Here is a 20,621-nt window from a genome sequence, read left to right on the forward strand (position 1 = left end):
ATTATCTCTACCTCCATTATAATTATTCTTCACCAGTTTGCAAAGGAATTTTTTTAAAACAACAAAAATTTCCACGAGTTCTCCAAAATTCCATTTTTTTAGACTTCAATTGCCTTTAAGGTGTTGATAAGTTGTGTATATTGTTGATAATTCTGTTTTTTTATCGTAATTGTGAAAAATATTGTGGATAATTCTGTGGGTACTGTTGATAAGGTGCTTTAACATGTTAATCTTGTGTTAATTCCATGTGGATTTTTAATATCTTTGGGTATATACTAAAATTAGTGGGATTTGTATTTTTTTCAAATATACTCCTTCCCTCAAATACATATCTATGAAAGGATGGTATTATTTATGAAGAAAAGGTTTTTAAAGAGTTTCACCGCCCTGATAGTGGCCGCCATGATGATTTTCCCATCAGCCATATTCGCAGCGACATTTTCAGATGTGCAGGCAAGCGACTGGTATTTTAAAAGCGTAGAAAAGCTTGCAAGCCAAAAAATAATCGGAGGGTATAACGACAATTCATTCAGACCTCAAAACACTGTCACAAGAGCTGAATTCTTAAAGATGGTAATGGCATCGCTTGAATACAGCGAGCAGTCAAAATACGGCGAGCACTGGGTAACGGCATGGCTTGACAAGGCATACACAAAAGAACTTCTCGACGAGGGCGACAGGAAATTTTTCAATTTGGACTCTATAGACCAGCCTATAACAAGACGCGAGATGGCAAAACTCGCAGTTCGTTCTACAAGGATCATACCTGTCGACAGGGACATCAACTCATATATAACTGATTTCGACACAATAGAATCGGAGTACAAGGAATTTGTGAAGGATGCATTCTTCGAGGGAATAATCACTGGTTATCCAGACAACACATTCATGCCTTACAACACTCTTACAAGAGCCGAGGCAAGCGTTGTAATAGACAGGATACTGAGCACCGATTCAAGGAAACCGCCTTCACAGACAATGTACGACAAACGATTCACAGAGACTAGAAACTTCGTTCAGCCTTATGCAAAGAACTTCGTATTAAACGAATCGACAGGCACTGGCTTCATATACAATTCAGACTTCAGCAACAACCCAAGCCAGGAAACACTTTCGAAGGGCAAGCCTTACACTTATGACTTCATGATAGACGTCATGACTGAGAGCCTTAAAAACACAAGAGGCTACGACTACATGATAAGCTTCGATCCTGACATGAGCGACGAGTCCAAGACTCTGCTAAACGAATACCTAAAGACAATAATGCCTTACAACTATTCAGGCGTGATCGACATGGGAATCGAAAACATGAACGCCGGAACAGACAGCATCAAAAACGCGGATGTCGACGGATGGAAACTCAGATTCTCGAACTCGACAGGAGAAAACCCTGTAGTAATGATACAGATAACCAGATAACCACATTTCACATTCATTAACAAAACCCTGCCATTTAAACAAAACTGTTTGAATGACAGGGTTTTTTAGTTTTTCAGTGTCATATTCTATAAAATGCAAGAAACCTCAAAACGTAAGACTAACGGCTGTTCATACCTGCAAGCCCCCTTAAAACGCCACCACTATGCCGCCTTCGCCTGCGTATACCGTTGTTATTCCCTTTCCCTCGACTATTACGACATCCTTGAATGAGAAATTCTCCTGCATCTGCACCTTAAGGCTTTCGGCCTTTTCAAGGCAGTTCACATGGGATATGCCAATTATCTTTCCTTCCATATTCACTGCACTCTCTCCTATGAGCTCCACAAGCCTTTTGAAAGCCTTTTTAGAGCCTCTTGCCTTTTCAACGAGATAGATGTTGCCGTGTTCGTCGGCCCCCATTATGGGCTTTATCGAAAGGGCCGTTCCTATTATTCCCGCTATGCGGCTTATCCTTCCGGCCTTTATGAGTGTGTCCAGCGATTCGAGTATGAAAAGCGTCTTCATTCCGCCTATATACTGCTCAACCCTTTGGACTATCTCGCCCCCTTCAAGATTTTGGTCTAAAAGCTCCTTTATCTTCAGGCCTATGAGAGTCTCAGCTATCGTCGCGCTTTTAGAGTCAAACACGTGTATGAATTTGTCATTGTCATTTTCAAGCGCCATTTCCTTCGCAAGCTGAGCGCTAGAATAGCTCGAGCTCAGCTTCGATGAAAGCGTCACCGCAAAGACCCCTTGCGCGCCTTCATATGCCTTTACATAGTCCAAAGGAGAAGGGCTTGCCGTCTTGGGCGCCTTTGGCGACTCCTTTATTATTTTTATGAGCTCGAGCGTGTCCAGATTTTCATCGTCCCTTATGCTCACATCTCCCACCTGTATTGTCAGCGGCACTATCTGGGGGCTCAGGCTCTCTTGTATCTCCCTGTTTGTGTCGAAGCAGCTGTCTCCCACTATCTTATATTCCATTGTTATTTCTCCTTCCAAAATTCATATCGAACCTGATGATGCACTGAATGCTCACATGTTCCTATATCCATTATAGTATACAGGAGCTTTATATTTCATGGAAAATACGAAACTCCCATTCTCATTTAATTAAATACCACATATCACTTTTCCAAAACAGCAAAGCATTCATGTAAAATTGATATTTTTAATTTCAGCTCGCCATTATTGGGTAAATTCCTAAGTAAAGCAATTTCAGATTTGAAGGAGGATGAATTTATGAAATGGGAGACAATGCGTCTTTCAATGGCTCTTTTTATTTTTTATATGCTTTTGACGGCGGACACATCTGCCGTGAACATGGTTTCCGGAGCTTTGGTCTCGGCTGCCATATCCTCGGTTTCTACGAATGTGTTTTTCAAGTCCGAAAGACCGACTAGAATCCCGAATATTTTCACACTGTGCGTATACACGGTGTTTTTGATATTCGAAATATACAAGTCTTCGTTCCTCTACATGGCCAGAATAATAAAAAATGATACGCACCCTGTGGTCGTAAAGGTGAGGCTTCGCACCTCAAACCCATTCATAGTGGCCGCGGTTGCAAATTCAATAACACTGACTCCGGGAACCATAGCAATAGACGCCAATGAAAATACGCTTATGGTTCTAACTTCAGACGGCAAAAAAATGCCATCTGATATTCAATCCGGAATCAAAAAATCATTCGAAGACAGGCTGGGGGGATGGTGATAACATGCTTCTTTTCACAATATACTTCATAACAGCGGCAACGGCGCTTTCTCTTGTAAAGGCCATTATAGGACCTACCATATGGGACAGGCTGCTCGCCCTGAATCTCATATCGGCCAAAACAGTGATGCTTCTTACCGCCTATTCCGTCTACATGGGCAATTTGAGGCTTCTTGACATATCAATAGCATATGTGGTGGTTGGATTTTTGGGCGTTACGCTTCTTTCCAGCTACATCCTAAGGGGGGGGCGTCAAAAATGATATCTGATTTTCTGCTTGTAATGGTCTGCGTGTACATAGCTTTCGGACTGCTCGGAACGTTCAGGTTCAAGAGCATATACTCAAGGCTTCTCACCGGAAGCAAAATAGACACGGCAGCAATGATAACACTCCTTATAGCCCTTATGCTCAGGGCGACAACCTGGCAGTTTTCGCTCAAGATATTCCTTATACTGGTCATAATGCTCGTTACAACGCCCATAAGCAGCCACATAATAGCCAGGTCGGCGTTTGAAACCGGCATAGATGTCGAGGTCAAGGACCCTGAGGACGAGTATTTGAAGGAGGAGGGCCATGATGAGTGATTCACTTCTGCTAATTATACTTACGGTGTGCTCCGTTTCAATAGTGCTTCAAAAGGACCTTTTCAAAAGTGTAATACTCTACAGCGTTTTTTCGCTAATATGCGCAACGCTTTATTTTATATATAGCGCTCCCGATGTGGCTCTTGCCGAAGTGGCAGTGGGAAGCGCGTTCATACCCGTGATTTTCATAATAGCAATATCACGCCAGAAGGAGTTCGTGGTGGTGAGCTATATTTTTGACGATTTTTTGAGCAAGGAGCTTCCCGGCGGAAAGGCGGGAACCGGATACGAGCTGCTGTCGAGATTCTGCTCAATATACGGCCTGAGCCTTGTGCTCTGCCCGAATGAGGACGGCAAATTCTGCGGGTTCTTGAAGATAAGCAATGTAGACCTTTTCATATCAAAGTCCGATGAAACATATGTCATAAAGGGCAAGTCATCGAGCCTCCTTATGAAAAGGCTCGAATCCATGCTGATCCCATATGACGACATAAGAGTGGAGATGATTAGCGATGAAGAAATCTTTGATTAAAATACTCAGGGAGACGACCCTTCTTTCAATGCTGGCATTTTGCCTTTGGGCACTTTCTGCTGCCGCAGCGGAGTCATCGGGCTCCATAAGCAGTATTTCAAAGGATTTTTTCATGGGAAACGGCTATATGGACACGGGCGCCAGCAACATAGTCGCCGCTATATACCTCGACTACAGGCTTTTGGACTCAATATTCGAGTCCAGCCTTCTCCTTGTGACAATAGCCGGCGTTCTTCATATTTCAAAATCCGAAGATTCAATAGACTAGGAGGCGGTTAAGTTGAAGCATTCTCTGCTGCTCGTATACATGGCAAGGTTCCTGCACCCGTTCATGCTAATGTTCGGAGTGTACGTGATAATGTTCGGGGACAGCTCTCCCGGCGGTGGATTTCAAGGAGGCGCAATACTTGCAAGCGCATATATAGCCTCCTACATAGCCAGCGGCAGGCAGACTTTCGACGTTCACAACCTCATAAAGCTTGAAAAACTTCTATATCTGGGAATAATACTTCTTTCTCTTGTGTCCGTTTTTACAAGGGGCGAGGCTTTCACCAACTTTTTCCCAAAAGGCGTTCCTCTTGATACAAAGCGGCTGTTTTTGCTGTTTATGAACATATTCATAGGCTTCAAGGTCGCGCTTGGCATAACCTCAATATTCTCAATATTCGTGGAAGAGGATGGGTAGCGGCCGCTGTTGTATGAACGGCCGTCAGCAGGATATAAAACATTGTATATGAAATATAAAAAAGGCAGACAGTAAATTCGAAGGGGGCTTTCGAAGGTGGAAATATACTTTTCTTCTCTTGTAATAATAATAGGGCTTTACGGCCTTTGCAACTCCAAAAATCTGATAAAGTCCGTGGTGTGCCTGAACATATCCCAGGCGGGCATAATACTTCTTTTTCTGGGCATAGTTCATTCAAAAGGCGACTCCATCCCCATTGTAGGGACTATTGGCGCCTCGTTTGTAGATCCTCTCCCCCAGGCTCTTATGATAACAGCCATAGTGATAGGGGCATCGGTCACGTCGCTTGCCCTTATGATATCCATAAAGCTTTTCCACGAATACGGAACGCTTGAATGGGCCGATCTTTTCAGAAAGGGGAAAATATGATGGAATATGAAATTTTGGGACTCGACCTTCTTCCCATATACATAATATTCATACCTATAGTTTCATCGCTTATACTCTACCTGATACACAGCCGCCATGCCATTTTGGTTTCCGTTTCATGCCAGATGCTGCTTTCCGCCGCCTGCACTTTCTATTTCTACAGGATATTCAACATGGACATGCATATAGTTTCAATAGGGGGCTGGGCCCGCTTTGCAGGCGTAACGCTTAGAAACGACCACCTTTCAATGAGCTTCGCCGTAATGAGCGTAATAATATGGTGGTGCGTAATAGTATTTGCTTTCTATGAAAAATACAGCAGCAATTATCTGTTTTTCATACTCTTTTTGGAGGGGACCTTCATGGGGCTTCTCATGAGCAACGACCTTTTCAATCTCTTTGTATTCATAGAGATAGTGACCATAATATCCACGATGCTGATAACATTCAAAAAGGACGGGGCCGCACTCAAGGCCGGATTTTACTATCTGATATTCAACAACGCAGGGATGCTTTTTTATCTTGTGGCGTTCATAATAATATATTCGGTATGCGGGACTCTAAACCTCCAGCTTATAAAGACGTCCATAGGGCCTTTCAAGGACAACTTTTCGGTCAGGATGGCATATGTCATGATAACCGCGGCGTTTGGCGTCAAGTCCGCATTCTTCCCGGTTTACACATGGCTTCCGAAAGCTCACAGCGCGGCTCCTTCGGCAATTTCAGCCCTTCTTTCCGGGCTTCTTGTCAAAAGCGGGCTGTACGAGTTCATAAGGCTGAACGAGGTTTTCCACTATTCTTCAATGGACATGCCCCTTGCCGTACTCGGCTCATTGACCGCCTTTTTAGGGGTGCTGTTCGCCCTTTGCCAAAATGACATAAAGCTTATACTTGCGTTTAGCACAGTATCTCAAATAGGCATAATGTTCATGGGCATAGGGCCTTTCAAGGGGTTTTTATACTCTGGAGGGCTTTTGCACCTTATGAACCACAGCCTTCTCAAGTCGCTGCTGTTTCTGGGCGCCGGAATAATAATATCGGAGTATAAAAACAAGAATGTAATGCAGATACGGGGCGTTTTTGCACGGCTGCCCATGACTTCAATATTCATGATAATAGGCATGCTTTCAATAACCGGAATGCCTTATCTCAACGGATACGTCGGAAAGAGCATAGTGGCATACTCACTCAAGAAGACGCCCTGGGAGCTTATTGTTCTCCAGCTTGTAAACATCGGAACTGCGGCATCTTTCATAAAGCTCTCCCAGATATTCTTCATAAATGTAAAGGGGGTCTCAATGAGGCGCAAAAAAAGGATAACAGAAAACGTACCCCTTTTGATACTCTCCATAGGGTGCATAGTCACGGCGGCCTTTTATATAGAGATGGCAAACTTACTTGTGGAGGTTCCAGTTCCGGACATAATTATAATATCGCCCCGAAAGATTGGGGAGTATGTTCTTACGATGTTTGCGGGATTTGCACTCTACAAGCTTGTGCTAAAGCATGATCCTGTGTGGGTAAAGAATATAAGGCATTTTGATGTTTCATTTGCAAATGCGTGCATGTTTCTAGTGGGGTTCGTGGTGGTTATGAGCGCTGTGATCATACAATAAAAAAGCCCCTATTCCACTTGGGAATAGGGGCTGCACTTTTACTTTGTTATCTTGCGTTGGCAGGTTCCATTGAAACTCTGCTTCCTCTTATCTCTGCTCCGTCCATGCTTCTAATAACCTGTCTGCAGCAGTCTTTTGCAACTTCGACAAATGTGAATTTGTCGTATATGTCTATTCTTCCGACTTTCTTTCCTTCTATTCCGGATTCTCCAGCTATCGCGCCTATTATATCCCTCGCTCTTAGCTTTTGTCTTCTTCCGGCGTTAAGGAAAAGCCTTACCATTCCCGATTCTCTTGCACCTGTATCTTCAAATGCATTGTCAACCGCCTCAACAGGCTCTTCTGCGCCCGTGCTGCAGTTCATCGCTATGAATGTAGCTATGATCTCTTCTGGTGAAGCGTCTGATTTCGCAAGAAGATCTTTTGCCGCTTTAAGGTAGGCCTTTTTAGGCGTTTCCTCTGCTTTTTGGATGATTTGTTCAACTACAGAGCCAAGCTTAAGCTTTTGAACATCTTCCGCTGAAGGTGGGTTCACCTTGTTTATAGGAGCTTTTGTATACTTTTCTATTCTCTGAAGCCTTCCAGCTTCTCCGCCCCATGCAAAAGTGAACGATTTACCCTTGTTGCCGGCTCTTCCGGTTCTTCCTATCCTGTGGACGTAGTATTCTATGTCCTGAGGAACCTCGAAGTTGAATACCGCATCGACATTGTCTACGTCAAGTCCTCTTGCCGCAACGTCTGTAGCTACAAGAACCCTTATTATTCCGTTCCTGAACTTGTTCATTACGCTGTCTCTTCTCTGCTGGCTCATGTCGCCGTGAAGGGCGTCAACAAAATGGCCTTTTGCAGAAAGAGCGTCCGAAAGCTCGTCAGCGCCTCTTTTAGTGTTGCAAAACACTAGAGAAAGTCTTGGAGAGTGTATTTCAAGAAGCCTCGAAAGCATTTCGGCCCTCTCCTTTTGTCTTACTCTCATGTATACCTGCTCTATAGCATCGGCTGTAAGGTTCTTTCCTTCAACCTTTATAACTTGCCTGTCTTTTTTCTGGTATTTTTTGGACATCTGCATTATTTCCTTAGGCATTGTAGCCGAGAAAAATACAGTCTGTCTTTCGCTTCCAGTTTCAGCAAGTATTGTCTCTATGTCTTCTCTAAAGCCCATGTCAAGCATTTCATCCGCTTCGTCAAGTATAAGCATTTGAAGATTGTCAAGCTTAAGGCTTCCTCTTCTCATGTGGTCCATTACTCTTCCAGGAGTTCCCGCAACTATCTGGACTCCCTTTCCAAGCGCCTTGAGCTGAGTGCTTATAGACTGACCGCCATATATGGCTAGTGTGTTTATTCCTTTTTTGTATTTCGCAAATTTCTTAAGCTCTCCAGTAACCTGTACCGCAAGCTCTCTCGTTGGACAAAGCACTAGAACCTGAACGCTCTTGTCACTTGGATCCGCTGCTTCAACCGCTGGTATTCCAAATGCCGCTGTTTTTCCTGTTCCCGTCTTTGCCTGTCCTATTATATCATTACCCTGCATAACAAGTGGAATTGCGCTCTCCTGTATTGCTGACGGCTCTGTAAAGCCTATTTCTGAAACCGCTCTTAACACCTTGTCTGACAGGTTTAGTTTTTTGAATCCATTGTTTTCCATATATACTTCCTTTCGATTATAACATATCCATGCCGCGCCTACGTTTGGCGCCATGCTTCCCATTGTTTACGATTGTTTACGATTTGCCGGCTTCTCAATTATATATTTAAATTTTAAAACTTGCAAGTTATTTTACGGTTAATTTGAATATTTTTCCGAACAAATGAGTTTGTGTCCATGTAAAACGTTTGCCAGATATAATTCCCTGTCGGCCTTCGCCAAAAGGGATAAACGAAAGCCCCCATTCCAGAAAACTTTGAAACTAGCTGTGCTCGAACAGCCAGAGTTTCAAAACGGAATGGGGGCTTTATTATGTGCCAGAAATCCCAAAATGCAAGATTACGGCCGGTATATATCAAAGTCCTATATTAAAGAACCTCTACGCTGTTCTTTTCCTTAAGTTCATCTGTCTTTGCAACGTATGCTTCCTGCTGCTTCTTCATAAGAAGCATTCTTGCTATTTCAGCTTTTGATTCCTCAAGTGATTTTTGAGAACCTTCAGTTTTGTTTGTAACCTTGACTATGTGGAATCCGAATTGCGTAGAGAAAGGCTCGCTTATCTCTCCAACTGGAAGTACGAATGCAACTTCTTCGAATTCTGGAACCATTTTTCCTTTTGTGAATTCTCCAAGATCTCCGCCGTTTCCTTTAGATGGGCACTTAGAGTATTTTTCAGCAGCTTCTGCAAAGTCAAGTCCTTCGCCTATTTCTTTTGCTACATCTTCAGCCTGCTCTTTTGTCTCAACCAGTATGTGGCTTGCCTGAACCGCTTCTTCAGTCTTGAATCTGTCCTTGTTTTCTTCATAGTACTTTGCAACTTCTTCAGTTTCAACCTTAACCGATTGAAGAAGCTTTCTTATAGCGTACTGCTTAAGAAGGTTGATTTTTGCATTTTCAAGCTCTGCTACGAATTCTTCATCTTCGCCTATATTGCTCTCAAGTGCGTCAATGTAGAAAAGCTCCTGATGTATAAGCTCGTCAACAAGCTGCTTTCTTCCTTCCTCCGAATGGAACTGCATGGCTCTTTGAGGTCCCAGGCTTTGAAGCAGGAAGTCCAAATCGCTTTGCTTTATTTCTTTTCCGTTAACTTTTGCAAGTATTTTGTTTTCACTCATGTGCAGTAATCTCCTTTTAAATCAATTTTTATGCTCACGCGCTAATGTCATATTAACATAAATGGGGCCCGCTGTAAAACCACAGTGGCACTTTCCACCTACGCCCCTCCAAGGTATTGTATTCCGGAGAACATGAATCTCACCCTCTCGACATCTTCGCGGCTTCCAACAATCATCAGAGTGTCCCCAAATTCGAGAACGTCGTTTCCGTGAGGTATTATCTTTTCGTCTTCCCTCAGTATTGAAAGTATCAGGCAGTCTCCCGGCAGGCTGAGCTTTGATATGGCCCTTCCTGCAATGTCTAGGTTGTGAACCTTTATTTCCGCCACATAGAATTCGTCCTGGTGCTGGAATAATATCTCGGTCGCATTCGGCGCTATTATGAGGTTTTCTATTATAAGCGCGCTTGCAAAGTCAGGCGATATCGCCACTACGCTTTCAAGGTCTATGCAGCTTGGGACTTTGGAATTGTTAGTGGCAAGTATCACTTTTTCTATTCCCACATCCCTCTTTAAAACGTCGCATATCTTGCACACCTTGGGGTATATATTCTCGTCGGCATAAGAAACCACTACGGTCTTTGCCTGCTCTATCCCGGTGGAACGTAGCCATTCCATGTCCGAAGGGTCTCCTATGTGAAGGCTTCCTCCTGCATATGCCGAGCTGTCGATTTTGTCTTCTCTAAACGCTATTGCGACAACATCCACTCCGATTTTTTTGAGCCTCCTTATGATGAGAAGGCTTTTTTCATTTATTCCAATTATGAAAGTCTTCTTCTTTTCAGGCTCCTCGACTTTTCCCATCATATGGTTGAAGAAAAGCGGTGAAAGCGTACATGTAGCTATTGCAACAAGTATCACGCTTCCATTGACTTCCTTGCTCAGTATTCCAAGTTTAAGGCCTATGGCGCTTGCAGCTATTATAAGGCTGAGCCTCGACGAGAGCAAGAATCCCGCAGCCGAAGCCATCTTAAGAGGATAGCTTCTCTTTAGCATAAGCGCCGGTATGAACTTCACGGCGTATGCGGCAGCCAAAAGCCCCGGCATAAGTATTACGGCCTTAGGGTTTGAAAGCACATCCTTTATGTCGAAATTGGCCCCTACCATTATAAAGAATATGGGTATGAAAAAGCCATATCCTATCGCATCAAGCTTTGACGAGAGCTGCGAGCCTTCCCCTTCCGTGATGAACGACACTATGACCCCTGCCAAAAACGCCCCGAGTATTATCTCCGTTCCCAGAACCTGAGAAAGCGCTATGAATACAAGTATCAGCGCAAACGTCCCCCTGACCTGTATCTGGGAGGTGGCATGCGAAAGCTCATGCAAAATATCCTCTATCACCTTGTTCTTTGTGACCTTGCTTGCCGCCTTGTGCACCACGAAAAACGCGACGAAAAGAAGCAATGAAAGAAGAACCTTGTACGTGGCTCCGGAAGTGTAAAACGCTATGAAAAAAGTTATCAGTGTCATTGTTCCAAAATCCGAGACTATTGCCGAAAGCAGTATAGTCTGTCCAAAATCCGTATTTATGAGATTCTTTTCCTTCAGTATGGGCACCACTATGCCCAGCGATGTAGTGCTGAGTATGAGAGTCATCAGATACGCATTTCTCACAAGTCCCATATTTTTGAGCAGTGAAGATATTGCAAACGAGAAGCTCAGTGTCATTACAAATATCATGATCGCCGTTACCACGGGATCCTTGTGCCATTTCTGGCCTTCCCTTCTTGCAGGCTTTATGAACTTGAAGTCTATTTCAAGCCCTGACAGAAACATCAAAAACACAAGTCCGAAAGTGTATAGGAATGTCAGCCACGACGATTCTTCTATAAGACCAAGTCCGCTCTTTCCCACTATCATACCCGCTATTATCTCCCCCACCACTATGGGTATTGGCAAGAACTTAAACTTATTTATGACTATGGGCACAAAAAGCGCCAAAAGAACTATCACGAGCAGCGATATATACGATATGTCTCCATGTTCCACTATTTAGCAACCCCCTTCTAAAATTTATATGTGTGTATGCATTTGCATACTTGTGTCTGAATTTTGACTTTTCGTTTTTTATATTTTATCACAATTTGGCGTAATATTACTTATTAAAATTCAGCACCGGCCCATCGCTTCAATTGCATATTATAAGCGGCTGGTAATACACTTTTATCCCAAATGTCAAAGCCGCCATTTTAAATGGCGGCTTTGACATCGCTTTTCATCTCTTCCCATTGACACTGCCTCTTGTCGAAATATATGTGGTTTATGCATACGTTCTCCCCTGACACCGGATTGAACAATTCAAACTTATTCTTGTCGTTTTCGCTTTTCTTGAGCGTAATGTGCTCCCCAGAATCACTCCTGAATACCCTGTTTGGATTGCCGCTTAACATTTTCAAAACTTCCCACGTCTTGTATGTTTTAAGCGAGTGGGATATATCTCCCCCCATGACACTCATTATCTCTTTAAGTGTGCTGTATCCAAGCCCTCTTATGGCAAGAAGATCCTCCTTGCTTTTTTCCGAAAGCTCCTCGACATATCTTATATTTCCCCTTCTAAGGCAGTTATAGGTTCTTATTGAAAACCTAAGTTCTTCAATAGGTGTCTTATTAACGCCTCTCATGCTACCCCTCCATGCATTTTGAAATTATTTTTGTTTTGTTTTTCACATTCTTTGAAACTTTATTCGACTTGTTCATTTTAATTCCGTTTTTAGCAATTGTCCAATACCTTTTTTTAATGGCTTTCGTAGTTGTTATTGTATTTTATTATAATTATTTGCATAGTTTATATTTATTCTGCAAACAATTCAATATCGGTCAATTTTAGAATTTTCATGCATTATCGCCTCATTAAAATTCCCCGGCTTAGTTGTCCGAGGAATTTTTCACATTATGACTTTCTACATTAATCCGCACTTGCCTTTCTATTTTTCTTTAAGCTTTTCGTCTATCTCCATTATCTGCACTTCTATTTTCTTTATTTCATCCACCATTGTAAGCAGCTTTGCCTTGTCAGGTTCCTCACCGTTTGAGTAAGCAGAATAGACGTATTCTCCTATTGAGTCCTTCTTTTCCTTTATTTCCTTCTCGTGCTTTCCTTTTTCCACATTAAGGCTGTGCTTTTCAACAGCTTCCGAAGTTTTTGAGCCTATTGCGCTTGCAGCGTCTTTAGTCTTTTCGCCTAGTTTTTTCATTACACCCATGATAATACCCCCCATTTGTTTTTGATTGGAATGTACATTCAATCGCCAATGCAGACTTAATGCTTATGTTACAACCGCCAATAATCCCCTGCACGTGCGATTTTTCACTTGTTTGGTTTATACCCAATCTTTTAAAACATTCACAAAAATCCATATGGAAGCGCCTAGTCAAAATGTAAAATGCGGCTACGCAGTAGTCACTGCGGCCGCATTTTACATTTTCATCTGAGATAATGCCAATAATTCAATTTTACGTCCGCAAGGCTTGGGCTTTAGGCGATTTTTGACTCGCTTCCCTTTTCAGAATCCTTGAACTGGGGGATTCCAAACACTATAGCAAGCACTCCCATTGCAATAGTAAGGAAAGGATAGTACATGTATTTGACTATTTCAAAAGATGCGATACCGCCTATTCCAGATGCCACAAGAAGCTGTGCCCCATAAGGTATTATTCCCTGCCAAGAGCTTGAGAATATGTCAAGAAGGCTGGCAGACCTTTTTGGGTCTATGTCGTAGTCCTGGGCTATGTCTTTCGCCAGAGGTCCCGCCATGACTATTGTTATCGTGTTGTTTGCAGTGCATATATCGACAAGGCTTGTAAGAATGGCTATTCCGAATTCCCCGCCTCTTCTTCCGCTTACCTTGCCGTGTATGAACGATATAAGGAAGTCTATTCCTCCATTTAGCTTTATAAGCTCAACAAGCCCACCTATTACTATGGCTATCATGGCCAGGTCTTCCATTCCCTGCATACCCTGAGCGGCTGCCTGAAGAAGTCCCATAATGCCGAAGCTTCCGTTCATTATTCCTATGGCACCCGAAAGCACCACTCCGCCCGTAAGCACTGCGAGAACGTTGACCCCCATAAGAGCCGCCCCTAATACAGCTACGTACGGGATTATCTTTACAAGGCTGTAAGGATGAGGCTGCGAAACCGCATTTGCCGCTCCACCTGCCGAAAACGCAAGTATTGCCGCAGTTATTACAGCAGCAGGCAGAACTATCATGAAGTTCATCTTGAACTTGTCTTTCATTCCGCAACCTTGCGTTCTGGTAGCCGCTATTGTAGTATCCGATATCATGGAAAGGTTGTCGCCAAACATGGCCCCTCCCACTACGGCTGCAAGCGCAAGCGCAACGGGTATTCCAGTTTGCTCCGATATTCCCACGCCTATTGGTGCAAGTGCAACTATCGTACCCATTGAGGTTCCCATCGAAAGCGATATGAAGCAGCATATTACAAACGTTCCCGCCAAAAGCAGATTCTGCGGAAGTATTGTAAGTCCGAAGTTGACTGTCGATTCAACTCCTCCCATCGCCTTTGAAACCGCACCGAACGCACCCGCAAGTACGAATATTATGCACATGAGTATTATGTTCGGATCGCTCGCTCCCTTGCAAAACACCTCTACTTTTTCGTCAAGCGAAACTTTAGTATTCATGCCTATCGCGACGACAGTAGCTATTACAAAAGCTACGAGAACTGGCATCGCGTAAAAATCCTTGGTTATTATTCCCGATCCTATAAAAAGAATTAAAAAAACCAGAAGCGGTAAAAGTCCTAATGCACTCCCCTTTGATGCTTTCTTTTCCATCGACCTTTCCTCCATTCCTATTTTTTAGTCCCAGTTGAACTCTGCAGGCTGCAGAGCGCTGTAAAATAATTGCACAACTATGCCGGCAATACGATTATACACTCTTGAAAGTGTTATTGAAAATAGTTTTTACTAATACTTGTTATTTTTTCAATAACTCTTCCTTATAGAGAATATTCTATTGCTAGCTCTATCTGTTCAAAAACACTTTTCCAGCTCTTCGAATGGATTCCATCCCTTACAGATTCAATCCATGAATCTCCATATTCCCTTGTGTTTTTAATCTGGACTTCTATTGCCGTTTTGAGCCTTTGAACAAAGAGATCGACATCGTCTTCATGCGGAACGTCGGTAATCAGCCTTGGAAGTTTCACATATTCAATTGCTGTGCTCTTGTTTATATCTTCTCCCATCCAGCCCCTGACTCCTGGTATGTCCGTAGCAACAACCCTGAGCCCGCTCGCAAGCGCCTCCACTATTACAAGAGGCAGCCCTTCATAAAAAGACGGCAGCACGAATATGTCGCTTTTTTTGAACAACTGCGCCAGCTGGCTGTGGCTGAGCATTCCTGCAAATTCTATTTTGGCAGCGCTTTTTGCCGCTCTTTCCCTTATTCTCTTTTCCTCATGTCCGCTTCCCGATCCAGCAATTACAAGCCTTATGTCTTCTTTGGCACAAATAGCGTCCACAGCATCCACAAGCTGCATAAGGCCCTTTGAAAAGCTGAGTTTCCCCGCATATACAATGTCCACTCCTCTTTTATCCGTTTGCGCCCTTCCGTCGAAATTGAATACACACGAGTCATATCCGCATCCCGAAACGCTTATCCTGGACTTTGGAATCCCATATATTCGGCTTATTTTATCCATTTGGTGCTCGTTTAAGGCCATCACCCCGCAAAGGTTTTTGCATCCTTCAATCACCCGTTCCCTGAAATGCGGGCAAAGTTCAAGCTGCCTAAGATCCGTTCCGTGGCATATTCCAATCACAGGTATTCCCCTGCTGTTTTTTGCCGCCATTGATGTAAGTATCCATAAATGGTGGCTTATTATTATGTCCGGCTGAAATTCATCTATAGCCTTTTCCAAAGTGCCTTCAAACTGAATCTTCCATTTTTCGAGCATTTCACAGTCCATTTCAGAATACCTTGTGCTGCTGTAAGGCATTACATCGCTCATTCCAACTACATGAAACGGCAGCCTCTCGCTTTCAAATTCGACAGGATACAAAGGTACATCGCTTCTCCAGCCTTCAATGTCCTCCCTGACCATCCCGGACACCACAGCCTGCGAATATCCTTTTTCCTGGGCATTTTCCACTAGTGCGCTTAAAAATATTCCGCTTCCCGTCTTCTTGGGCCTCTGGCTTATTATATGAAGTATTTTTTTCAATCTCATCACCTCTTGATTACATATATTACATATGCATATCGCACAAACAGCACGGGTAAATCCGGAGCCGTTCCATGCGCCCTGAAGGGATACTCGATGCAAACAGCATATTTTTAATATGTATACCCGTTTTATAAGCATATTCTATAGTTCAAGTGTTATTTATAAGCTTTTTCTATAATAAATAGTTTATATCACATGCACGGCCATATTTCAACAGCAAAAAGCCGGCCCCGATGCGGGCCGGCTGTGATTTCTTCTATTATAACTTTATATTTTATGTTCCTGGCTTTTACGCTTCATATCCATTATACAGGAAGCTTTTTATCTGATCTATGTCCATGCCGTCTATTCCTATGTGCTCGACTCTTCTTCCATTCTCCCAGTAGTCTTCATCCTTGAGCGCCGAAGCAAGCGTCACAACCGAATCCATTACAGGAGTCGAAACTCCAACCTGTCTTGCTATGCTAGAAAGAAGAACCATTGAATAAGGAGTATCCTCTGTAAGATATCTGTCGTTGAGGTCCTTTGGGCCCTTAAGCGGATCGAATGCCTTGCTGTCCCTGTAGCACTCGTAAAGAGTCTCTCTCTTTGGAGCGTATCCCATTGCATACAGCCTGTCCTTTATATCTATCACCTTGTACCCAAGCACCCTGCATATCTCCTGTCTTTCCCTGTCCACTCTTTCGTTGACCCTGGCAACAGAAGGCGTTATCCCTTCTCTGTAGTGGTAATGCTCCCCTTTGAAATATTCTATCTTTCCGGCATTGAGGACTACAGGAGCCGGGTGCGAAACCGGATTTCCATTGTTAAGCGATGTTTCGAGCACGTCGTTTACAAGCTCGCATGATGGATATACATCCTTTACAAGCTCATACATCTCCTCGTTATACTTTGCCGGGAATGCTGCAAAGTATAGCTTGGTGCACTCAAGGAGTATATTTGCGCTGCTTGGAGAAGTCTTTCTGGCGGCATATGGAAGCGTGTGCATTTCAGCTATTTTCACTCCGTCAAGCCTGCCCATGTCGTGTAGTATTTTAGCCGTTAAAAGTGCTCCCCCCGTGCTTCCCGGGGCAAGTATTATATTGTGGCCCTTTTTTATGTAAGGCGCCATGGTTCTTGCAACCTCAGCCTGCGTATAGGCCGGTATTACAGGCATTATTATGTCAACATCGGCAAAAGCCTTTTCAAGATCAGTTGTCACATCATAAATCAGAGCCTCCCCTGTCCTTCCGACTCCGGTAAGCTTTATGGTCTTGTTCTCAATAACTTCCTCTATTCTGTGCCTATGCCTTTCATCCGCACAAAGTGTAACTCTGTGTCCTGCAAGTGTAAGATCTGCCGCAGCTGCAAACGCGCCGCTTCCACCACCAAGTATCGCTATTTTTTTCAATAAAATTTCCTCCCTTTTGCTTTCTATTTCATTTTCAGAATTTGAATATTATAATTAGAGCTTTTATCATTCCAAATTTAAACCACCCTGGATAAATATGGATGCAAACCCTCACAAAAATACTTTTGCGTAATTCTGTTTTTTACCTTAGCTGTCACACAGGTTCTATAAGTATCTGTTTCGAGAAGATAAAGGCCGTCCATGACTTCTGAGCAAGTATGGATTTAACCTTTTGGGGGTAAGTTGTAATTCGAAAGAAAATCGAAATGTTTTGGGGAAAAGTTATCACTTTCCGCTTATATCTCTACATATATAATATCATATTTTGGCTTATTTTATCAAATATTGCTTTCTAACGTATTTATTTTTATTTTAAATAATATCTTTCTGTTTTGCTATCTTAAAATCTTTATTTCTCTTTAATAGTCAATTTTTATATTTTCCAATAATGCACCTTGTCCTACCCGGCAAAAATGCAGCCATAAGCCCGCAACTAGTCTCCGGTTGGCTGCATTTTTGCCGCAATATTAAAGCCCCTGATTTTGTAATCAGGGGCTCTCATTTTGAAGTGTCCGCAAAGCAGAACTACTATTCTTTTTCAGCTTGTCAAACAATTGCTTATGCAGCCTTTTGTTCAACCTCTAGAATGCTTTTCTTTTTTCTCATGGTCTGACTTGCAAATACAAGAGCAAGCATCGCTGCTCCCATAAGGTCACTCTTAATTCCAACCATAAGAAGCATTATTGCGGCTACGAAAAGAAGAACTCTTTCAACGATGTTGGTGTTAGTTCTCAGGTATCCTTCAGCCCCTGCTCCAAGAGCAAGTATTCCAAGTACGCATGTTATTATTATCTGAACCAGCACAAGCGCTCCTACAGGCTCCTGCATAAGTATTTCAGGGTTGTACACGAATATATACGGAACTATGAATCCTGCAAGAGCAAGTTTTACCGCGGTAAATCCTGTCCAGAAAGGATTTGATCCCGCTATTCCGGCCCCCGCATATGCCGCCAGCGCGACAGGAGGCGTAAGGTCCGCCACGACTCCGAAGTAAAGCACGAACATGTGAGCTGCAAGCGGTGTAACTCCAAGCTTCTCAAGCGCAGGCGCAGCTATCATGGCAAGTATTATATATGTTGCTGTTGTAGGTATTCCCGATCCAAGTATTGTACAAGCAAGCATTGTAAAGAAAAGAGTGAAAAACAAAAGTACTCCCGGAGTATCCATAAATCCAAGCCCTATCGCGGAAAGCGCAGCTACAACGTTGCCTGCAAGGTTTACTGTCATTCCCGCAAATGTAAGTCCAAGTCCTGTAAGCGTACATGTTCCAACTATGAATCCTACAGCCGCACATGATGCGGTAACTCCAAGAGAAGCCTTAGCTCCCTCTTCAAGGCATTCAAGTATGTCTTTTCCCCAAGCCTTGCACGTTCCTGCAAATTCAGATCCATCGTATCCGTTTGACCTTGACTTGTCCACGATTACCTTTTCTATAAGGTATATGACTATAGACGAAAGCGATCCGTAGAAACCTGCGCTCAGAGGTGTGTATCCGTTTACAAGCTGCCATATTATTATGAACAGGGGTATTAGAAGGTATCCCCTTGTCTTTAGCAGGTTGAAAAGGTGAGGTACCCTCTCAAGGCCCTTAAGGTCGTTCTTCGCCGCCTCAAGGTGTACCATGGTTCCAACCGCAAGGTAGTAAAGCGCCGCTGGTATTACAGCTGCCACTATTATCTTTGTGTAGGGTATTCCAAGGAACTCCGACATTATGAATGCCGCCGCTCCCATTATAGGAGGCATTATCTGCCCTCCGGTAGATGCCGCAGCCTCTACCGCTCCTGCAAATCTCGCCTTGTATCCCATGTTTTTCATAAGAGGTATTGTGAATGCTCCAGTTGTAACTGTGTTTGCTATTGAGCTTCCGTTTATAGATCCCATAAGTCCACTTGATATTACCGATACCTTCGCAGGTCCTCCGGTAGTCTTTCCTGCTATTGCAAGCGCTATGTCTATGAACAGCTGTCCCAGCCCCGTCTTGCTTGCCAAAACTCCAAACAGTACGAACAGGAACACATATGTCGCTGCAACCGAAAGAGGTGTACTGTATATTCCTTCGAGAGTGAGGTACATGTATTCTGATATCCTGCTTATCGAATATCCCCTGTGAGCGAATATCCATGGCAGGTATCTTCCGAAAAATGCATATGCAATGAATATCATTCCAAGTATAGGAAGGTCTATTCCGACAACCCTTCTTCCAGCTTCAAGAACAGTTATTACAGCAAGTATCGCCATGATTATGTCAAGTCCATTAGGATTTCCCGCACGATATGCAAGAGCCTGGAAGTTTATGACTATATACATGTTGACTGTGACTCCCACCGCAGCCCAAATCATGTCAATTGCCGTGAATTTTCCCTTAGGTGATTTTTTCGATCCAGGGAACAGCAGGAATATAAGCGCCATTGCAAATGCAAGGTGTATTGAACGCTGAAGCCTTGCCTGCAAAAGCCCAAAACCCGATGTGTAAAGCTGGAAAAGCGACATTGAAACCGCTATCGCCGTTATGAGCATTCCCGCCTTTCCTTTTAGTTTTCTGTAGTTTGATTCGTTGTCCATGGCCTTTATCGCTTCCATGTCCACATTTTCCGCTTCAATGCTCATAAGATCTTGAGAATTGAATTCTTGTACTTCGTCTTTGCTTTTCAACTCTATTACCTCCTTGATAAGATGTCGTCGATTGCCTCTTGGCAAACTCCATTAACTTCATTATATGTTCGCTTTTAAACCGGATGCTATTTCTTCAAACAAATATGCCGCCAGCATTGTCCTTTCGACGGATACTCTTATGTTCTCGCCTTCGCGTGCTATTTGTATGAGTTCTATCGCTTCGTCTCCTATTTCAAGCCTGTCGTCATACGCCCTTTGAACAGTTATGTTCATGCTCTTAAACTCCCTTTGAAATCCTTCAAGCACAAACTTGCCGCCTTCGATCTTGAATTTCTCGCTCCCCCATTCAAATTCGGGCATCCCAGCTCCTCCCTGATCTGTATACGATACCTTTACAAGGCGTATTTTTCCGTTTGAAACCTCAAGAGTTTCCTCTATGGGCGTTTTGGATACCGAATGTATATATGAAAAAACTATGGGTTCGCCGTTTGAAACCCTGGATACATGCCTTATGTCTCCTTTTTTAAAGCCCCTCACCGCCAGAGTGTCGACCGGGCATGCAGCCAAAACCAGCACTATAAGCGCTGAAATCATAAAGAGTTTTTTCCTCACAAAAAAGCCGGGC

General features: G+C 43.3%; 20 protein-coding genes. 9 read left to right on the top strand and 11 right to left on the bottom strand.

Annotated features, from left to right (window positions below; translation table 11 throughout):
• The first annotated feature begins 354 nt into the window (after positions 1-354).
• Complete coding sequence (locus tag BUQ87_RS09265; RefSeq protein ID WP_038261806.1) at positions 355-1,419, top strand: S-layer homology domain-containing protein; 1,065 nt, start codon at positions 355-357, stop codon at positions 1,417-1,419.
• Positions 1,420-1,566: 147 nt separating this feature from the next.
• Here the strand turns inward: BUQ87_RS09265 and BUQ87_RS09270 are convergent, their stop codons facing one another.
• On the bottom strand, positions 1,567-2,403 hold the full coding sequence (locus BUQ87_RS09270) for a DegV family protein (protein ID WP_038261808.1): 837 nt from the start codon (positions 2,401-2,403) through the stop codon (positions 1,567-1,569).
• A 258-nt stretch (positions 2,404-2,661) separates the two neighbouring features.
• Here BUQ87_RS09270 and BUQ87_RS09275 point away from each other — a divergent pair, with 258 nt between their 5' ends.
• From BUQ87_RS09275 to BUQ87_RS09310, 8 genes are all read left to right on the top strand, one after another.
• Positions 2,662-3,135 (top strand): Na+/H+ antiporter subunit E, encoded by a 474-nt coding sequence (locus BUQ87_RS09275; RefSeq protein WP_038261810.1) that lies wholly within the window; start codon positions 2,662-2,664, stop codon positions 3,133-3,135.
• Positions 3,136-3,139: 4 nt separating this feature from the next.
• Positions 3,140-3,397, top strand: a complete 258-nt coding sequence (locus BUQ87_RS09280; RefSeq protein ID WP_052635902.1) for an MrpF/PhaF family protein — start codon at positions 3,140-3,142, stop codon at positions 3,395-3,397.
• The gene (gene mnhG / locus BUQ87_RS09285) at positions 3,394-3,720 is read left to right on the top strand and encodes a monovalent cation/H(+) antiporter subunit G (protein WP_038261813.1); all 327 of its coding nucleotides are present in this window, start codon (positions 3,394-3,396) and stop codon (positions 3,718-3,720) included. The genes BUQ87_RS09280 and mnhG overlap by 4 nt, the downstream gene beginning before the upstream one ends.
• Positions 3,710-4,252: a Na(+)/H(+) antiporter subunit B gene (locus BUQ87_RS09290; RefSeq protein ID WP_052635903.1), complete on the top strand. Its 543-nt coding sequence runs from the start codon at positions 3,710-3,712 to the stop codon at positions 4,250-4,252. The genes mnhG and BUQ87_RS09290 overlap by 11 nt, the downstream gene beginning before the upstream one ends.
• On the top strand, positions 4,233-4,520 hold the full coding sequence (locus BUQ87_RS09295; protein ID WP_038261817.1) for a hypothetical protein: 288 nt from the start codon (positions 4,233-4,235) through the stop codon (positions 4,518-4,520). The genes BUQ87_RS09290 and BUQ87_RS09295 overlap by 20 nt, the downstream gene beginning before the upstream one ends.
• A 12-nt stretch (positions 4,521-4,532) precedes the next feature.
• Positions 4,533-4,937, top strand: a complete 405-nt coding sequence (locus BUQ87_RS09300; RefSeq protein ID WP_038261821.1) for an MnhB domain-containing protein — start codon at positions 4,533-4,535, stop codon at positions 4,935-4,937.
• A gap of 96 nt (positions 4,938-5,033) precedes the next feature.
• Positions 5,034-5,366: a sodium:proton antiporter gene (locus tag BUQ87_RS09305; RefSeq protein WP_038261824.1), complete on the top strand. Its 333-nt coding sequence runs from the start codon at positions 5,034-5,036 to the stop codon at positions 5,364-5,366.
• Positions 5,363-6,982: a complex I subunit 5 family protein gene (locus BUQ87_RS09310; protein ID WP_207647187.1), complete on the top strand. Its 1,620-nt coding sequence runs from the start codon at positions 5,363-5,365 to the stop codon at positions 6,980-6,982. Before BUQ87_RS09305 ends, BUQ87_RS09310 begins: the two co-directional genes overlap by 4 nt.
• 46 nt (positions 6,983-7,028) lie before the next feature.
• On the opposite strand, the gene BUQ87_RS09315 is transcribed toward BUQ87_RS09310, so the two are convergent.
• The 10 genes from BUQ87_RS09315 to BUQ87_RS09360 all read right to left on the bottom strand — a co-directional run bounded on the left by BUQ87_RS09315 (position 7,029) and on the right by BUQ87_RS09360 (position 20,590).
• Positions 7,029-8,624 carry a DEAD/DEAH box helicase gene (locus BUQ87_RS09315; protein ID WP_038261829.1) on the bottom strand — a complete coding sequence of 532 codons (1,596 nt, stop codon included), beginning with the start codon at positions 8,622-8,624 and terminating at the stop codon, positions 7,029-7,031.
• A 368-nt stretch (positions 8,625-8,992) separates the two neighbouring features.
• The gene (locus BUQ87_RS09320; protein WP_038261831.1) at positions 8,993-9,739 is read right to left on the bottom strand and encodes a peptidylprolyl isomerase; all 747 of its coding nucleotides are present in this window, start codon (positions 9,737-9,739) and stop codon (positions 8,993-8,995) included.
• 98 nt (positions 9,740-9,837) lie between these two features.
• On the bottom strand, positions 9,838-11,730 hold the full coding sequence (locus BUQ87_RS09325; RefSeq protein ID WP_052635904.1) for a monovalent cation:proton antiporter family protein: 1,893 nt from the start codon (positions 11,728-11,730) through the stop codon (positions 9,838-9,840).
• Positions 11,731-11,930: 200 nt separating this feature from the next.
• Entirely contained in the window at positions 11,931-12,362 is a 432-nt protein-coding gene (locus BUQ87_RS09330; RefSeq protein ID WP_038261833.1) for a DNA-directed RNA polymerase subunit alpha C-terminal domain-containing protein, read from the bottom strand.
• Between the two features lie 303 nt (positions 12,363-12,665).
• Positions 12,666-12,944 (bottom strand): hypothetical protein, encoded by a 279-nt coding sequence (locus BUQ87_RS09335; RefSeq protein WP_038261836.1) that lies wholly within the window; start codon positions 12,942-12,944, stop codon positions 12,666-12,668.
• 272 nt (positions 12,945-13,216) lie between these two features.
• A complete protein-coding gene (locus tag BUQ87_RS09340) occupies positions 13,217-14,539 on the bottom strand; it encodes a Na+/H+ antiporter NhaC family protein (protein ID WP_038261839.1) in 1,323 nt (440 codons plus the stop codon).
• A gap of 164 nt (positions 14,540-14,703) precedes the next feature.
• Complete coding sequence (locus tag BUQ87_RS09345) at positions 14,704-15,930, bottom strand: glycosyltransferase family 4 protein (RefSeq protein WP_038261841.1); 1,227 nt, start codon at positions 15,928-15,930, stop codon at positions 14,704-14,706.
• 292 nt (positions 15,931-16,222) lie between these two features.
• The gene (locus BUQ87_RS09350) at positions 16,223-17,323 is read right to left on the bottom strand and encodes an NAD/NADP-dependent octopine/nopaline dehydrogenase family protein (protein WP_038261844.1); all 1,101 of its coding nucleotides are present in this window, start codon (positions 17,321-17,323) and stop codon (positions 16,223-16,225) included.
• A gap of 618 nt (positions 17,324-17,941) precedes the next feature.
• Positions 17,942-20,035, bottom strand: a complete 2,094-nt coding sequence (locus BUQ87_RS09355) for a TRAP transporter permease (protein ID WP_242943823.1) — start codon at positions 20,033-20,035, stop codon at positions 17,942-17,944.
• Between the two features lie 60 nt (positions 20,036-20,095).
• A complete protein-coding gene (locus BUQ87_RS09360; protein ID WP_159434310.1) occupies positions 20,096-20,590 on the bottom strand; it encodes a DUF1850 domain-containing protein in 495 nt (164 codons plus the stop codon).
• Between the last annotated feature and the right edge of the window lie 31 nt (positions 20,591-20,621).

Source organism: Peptoclostridium litorale DSM 5388, assembly GCF_900141635.1.
Lineage (GTDB): Bacteria > Bacillota > Clostridia > Peptostreptococcales > Peptostreptococcaceae > Peptoclostridium > Peptoclostridium litorale.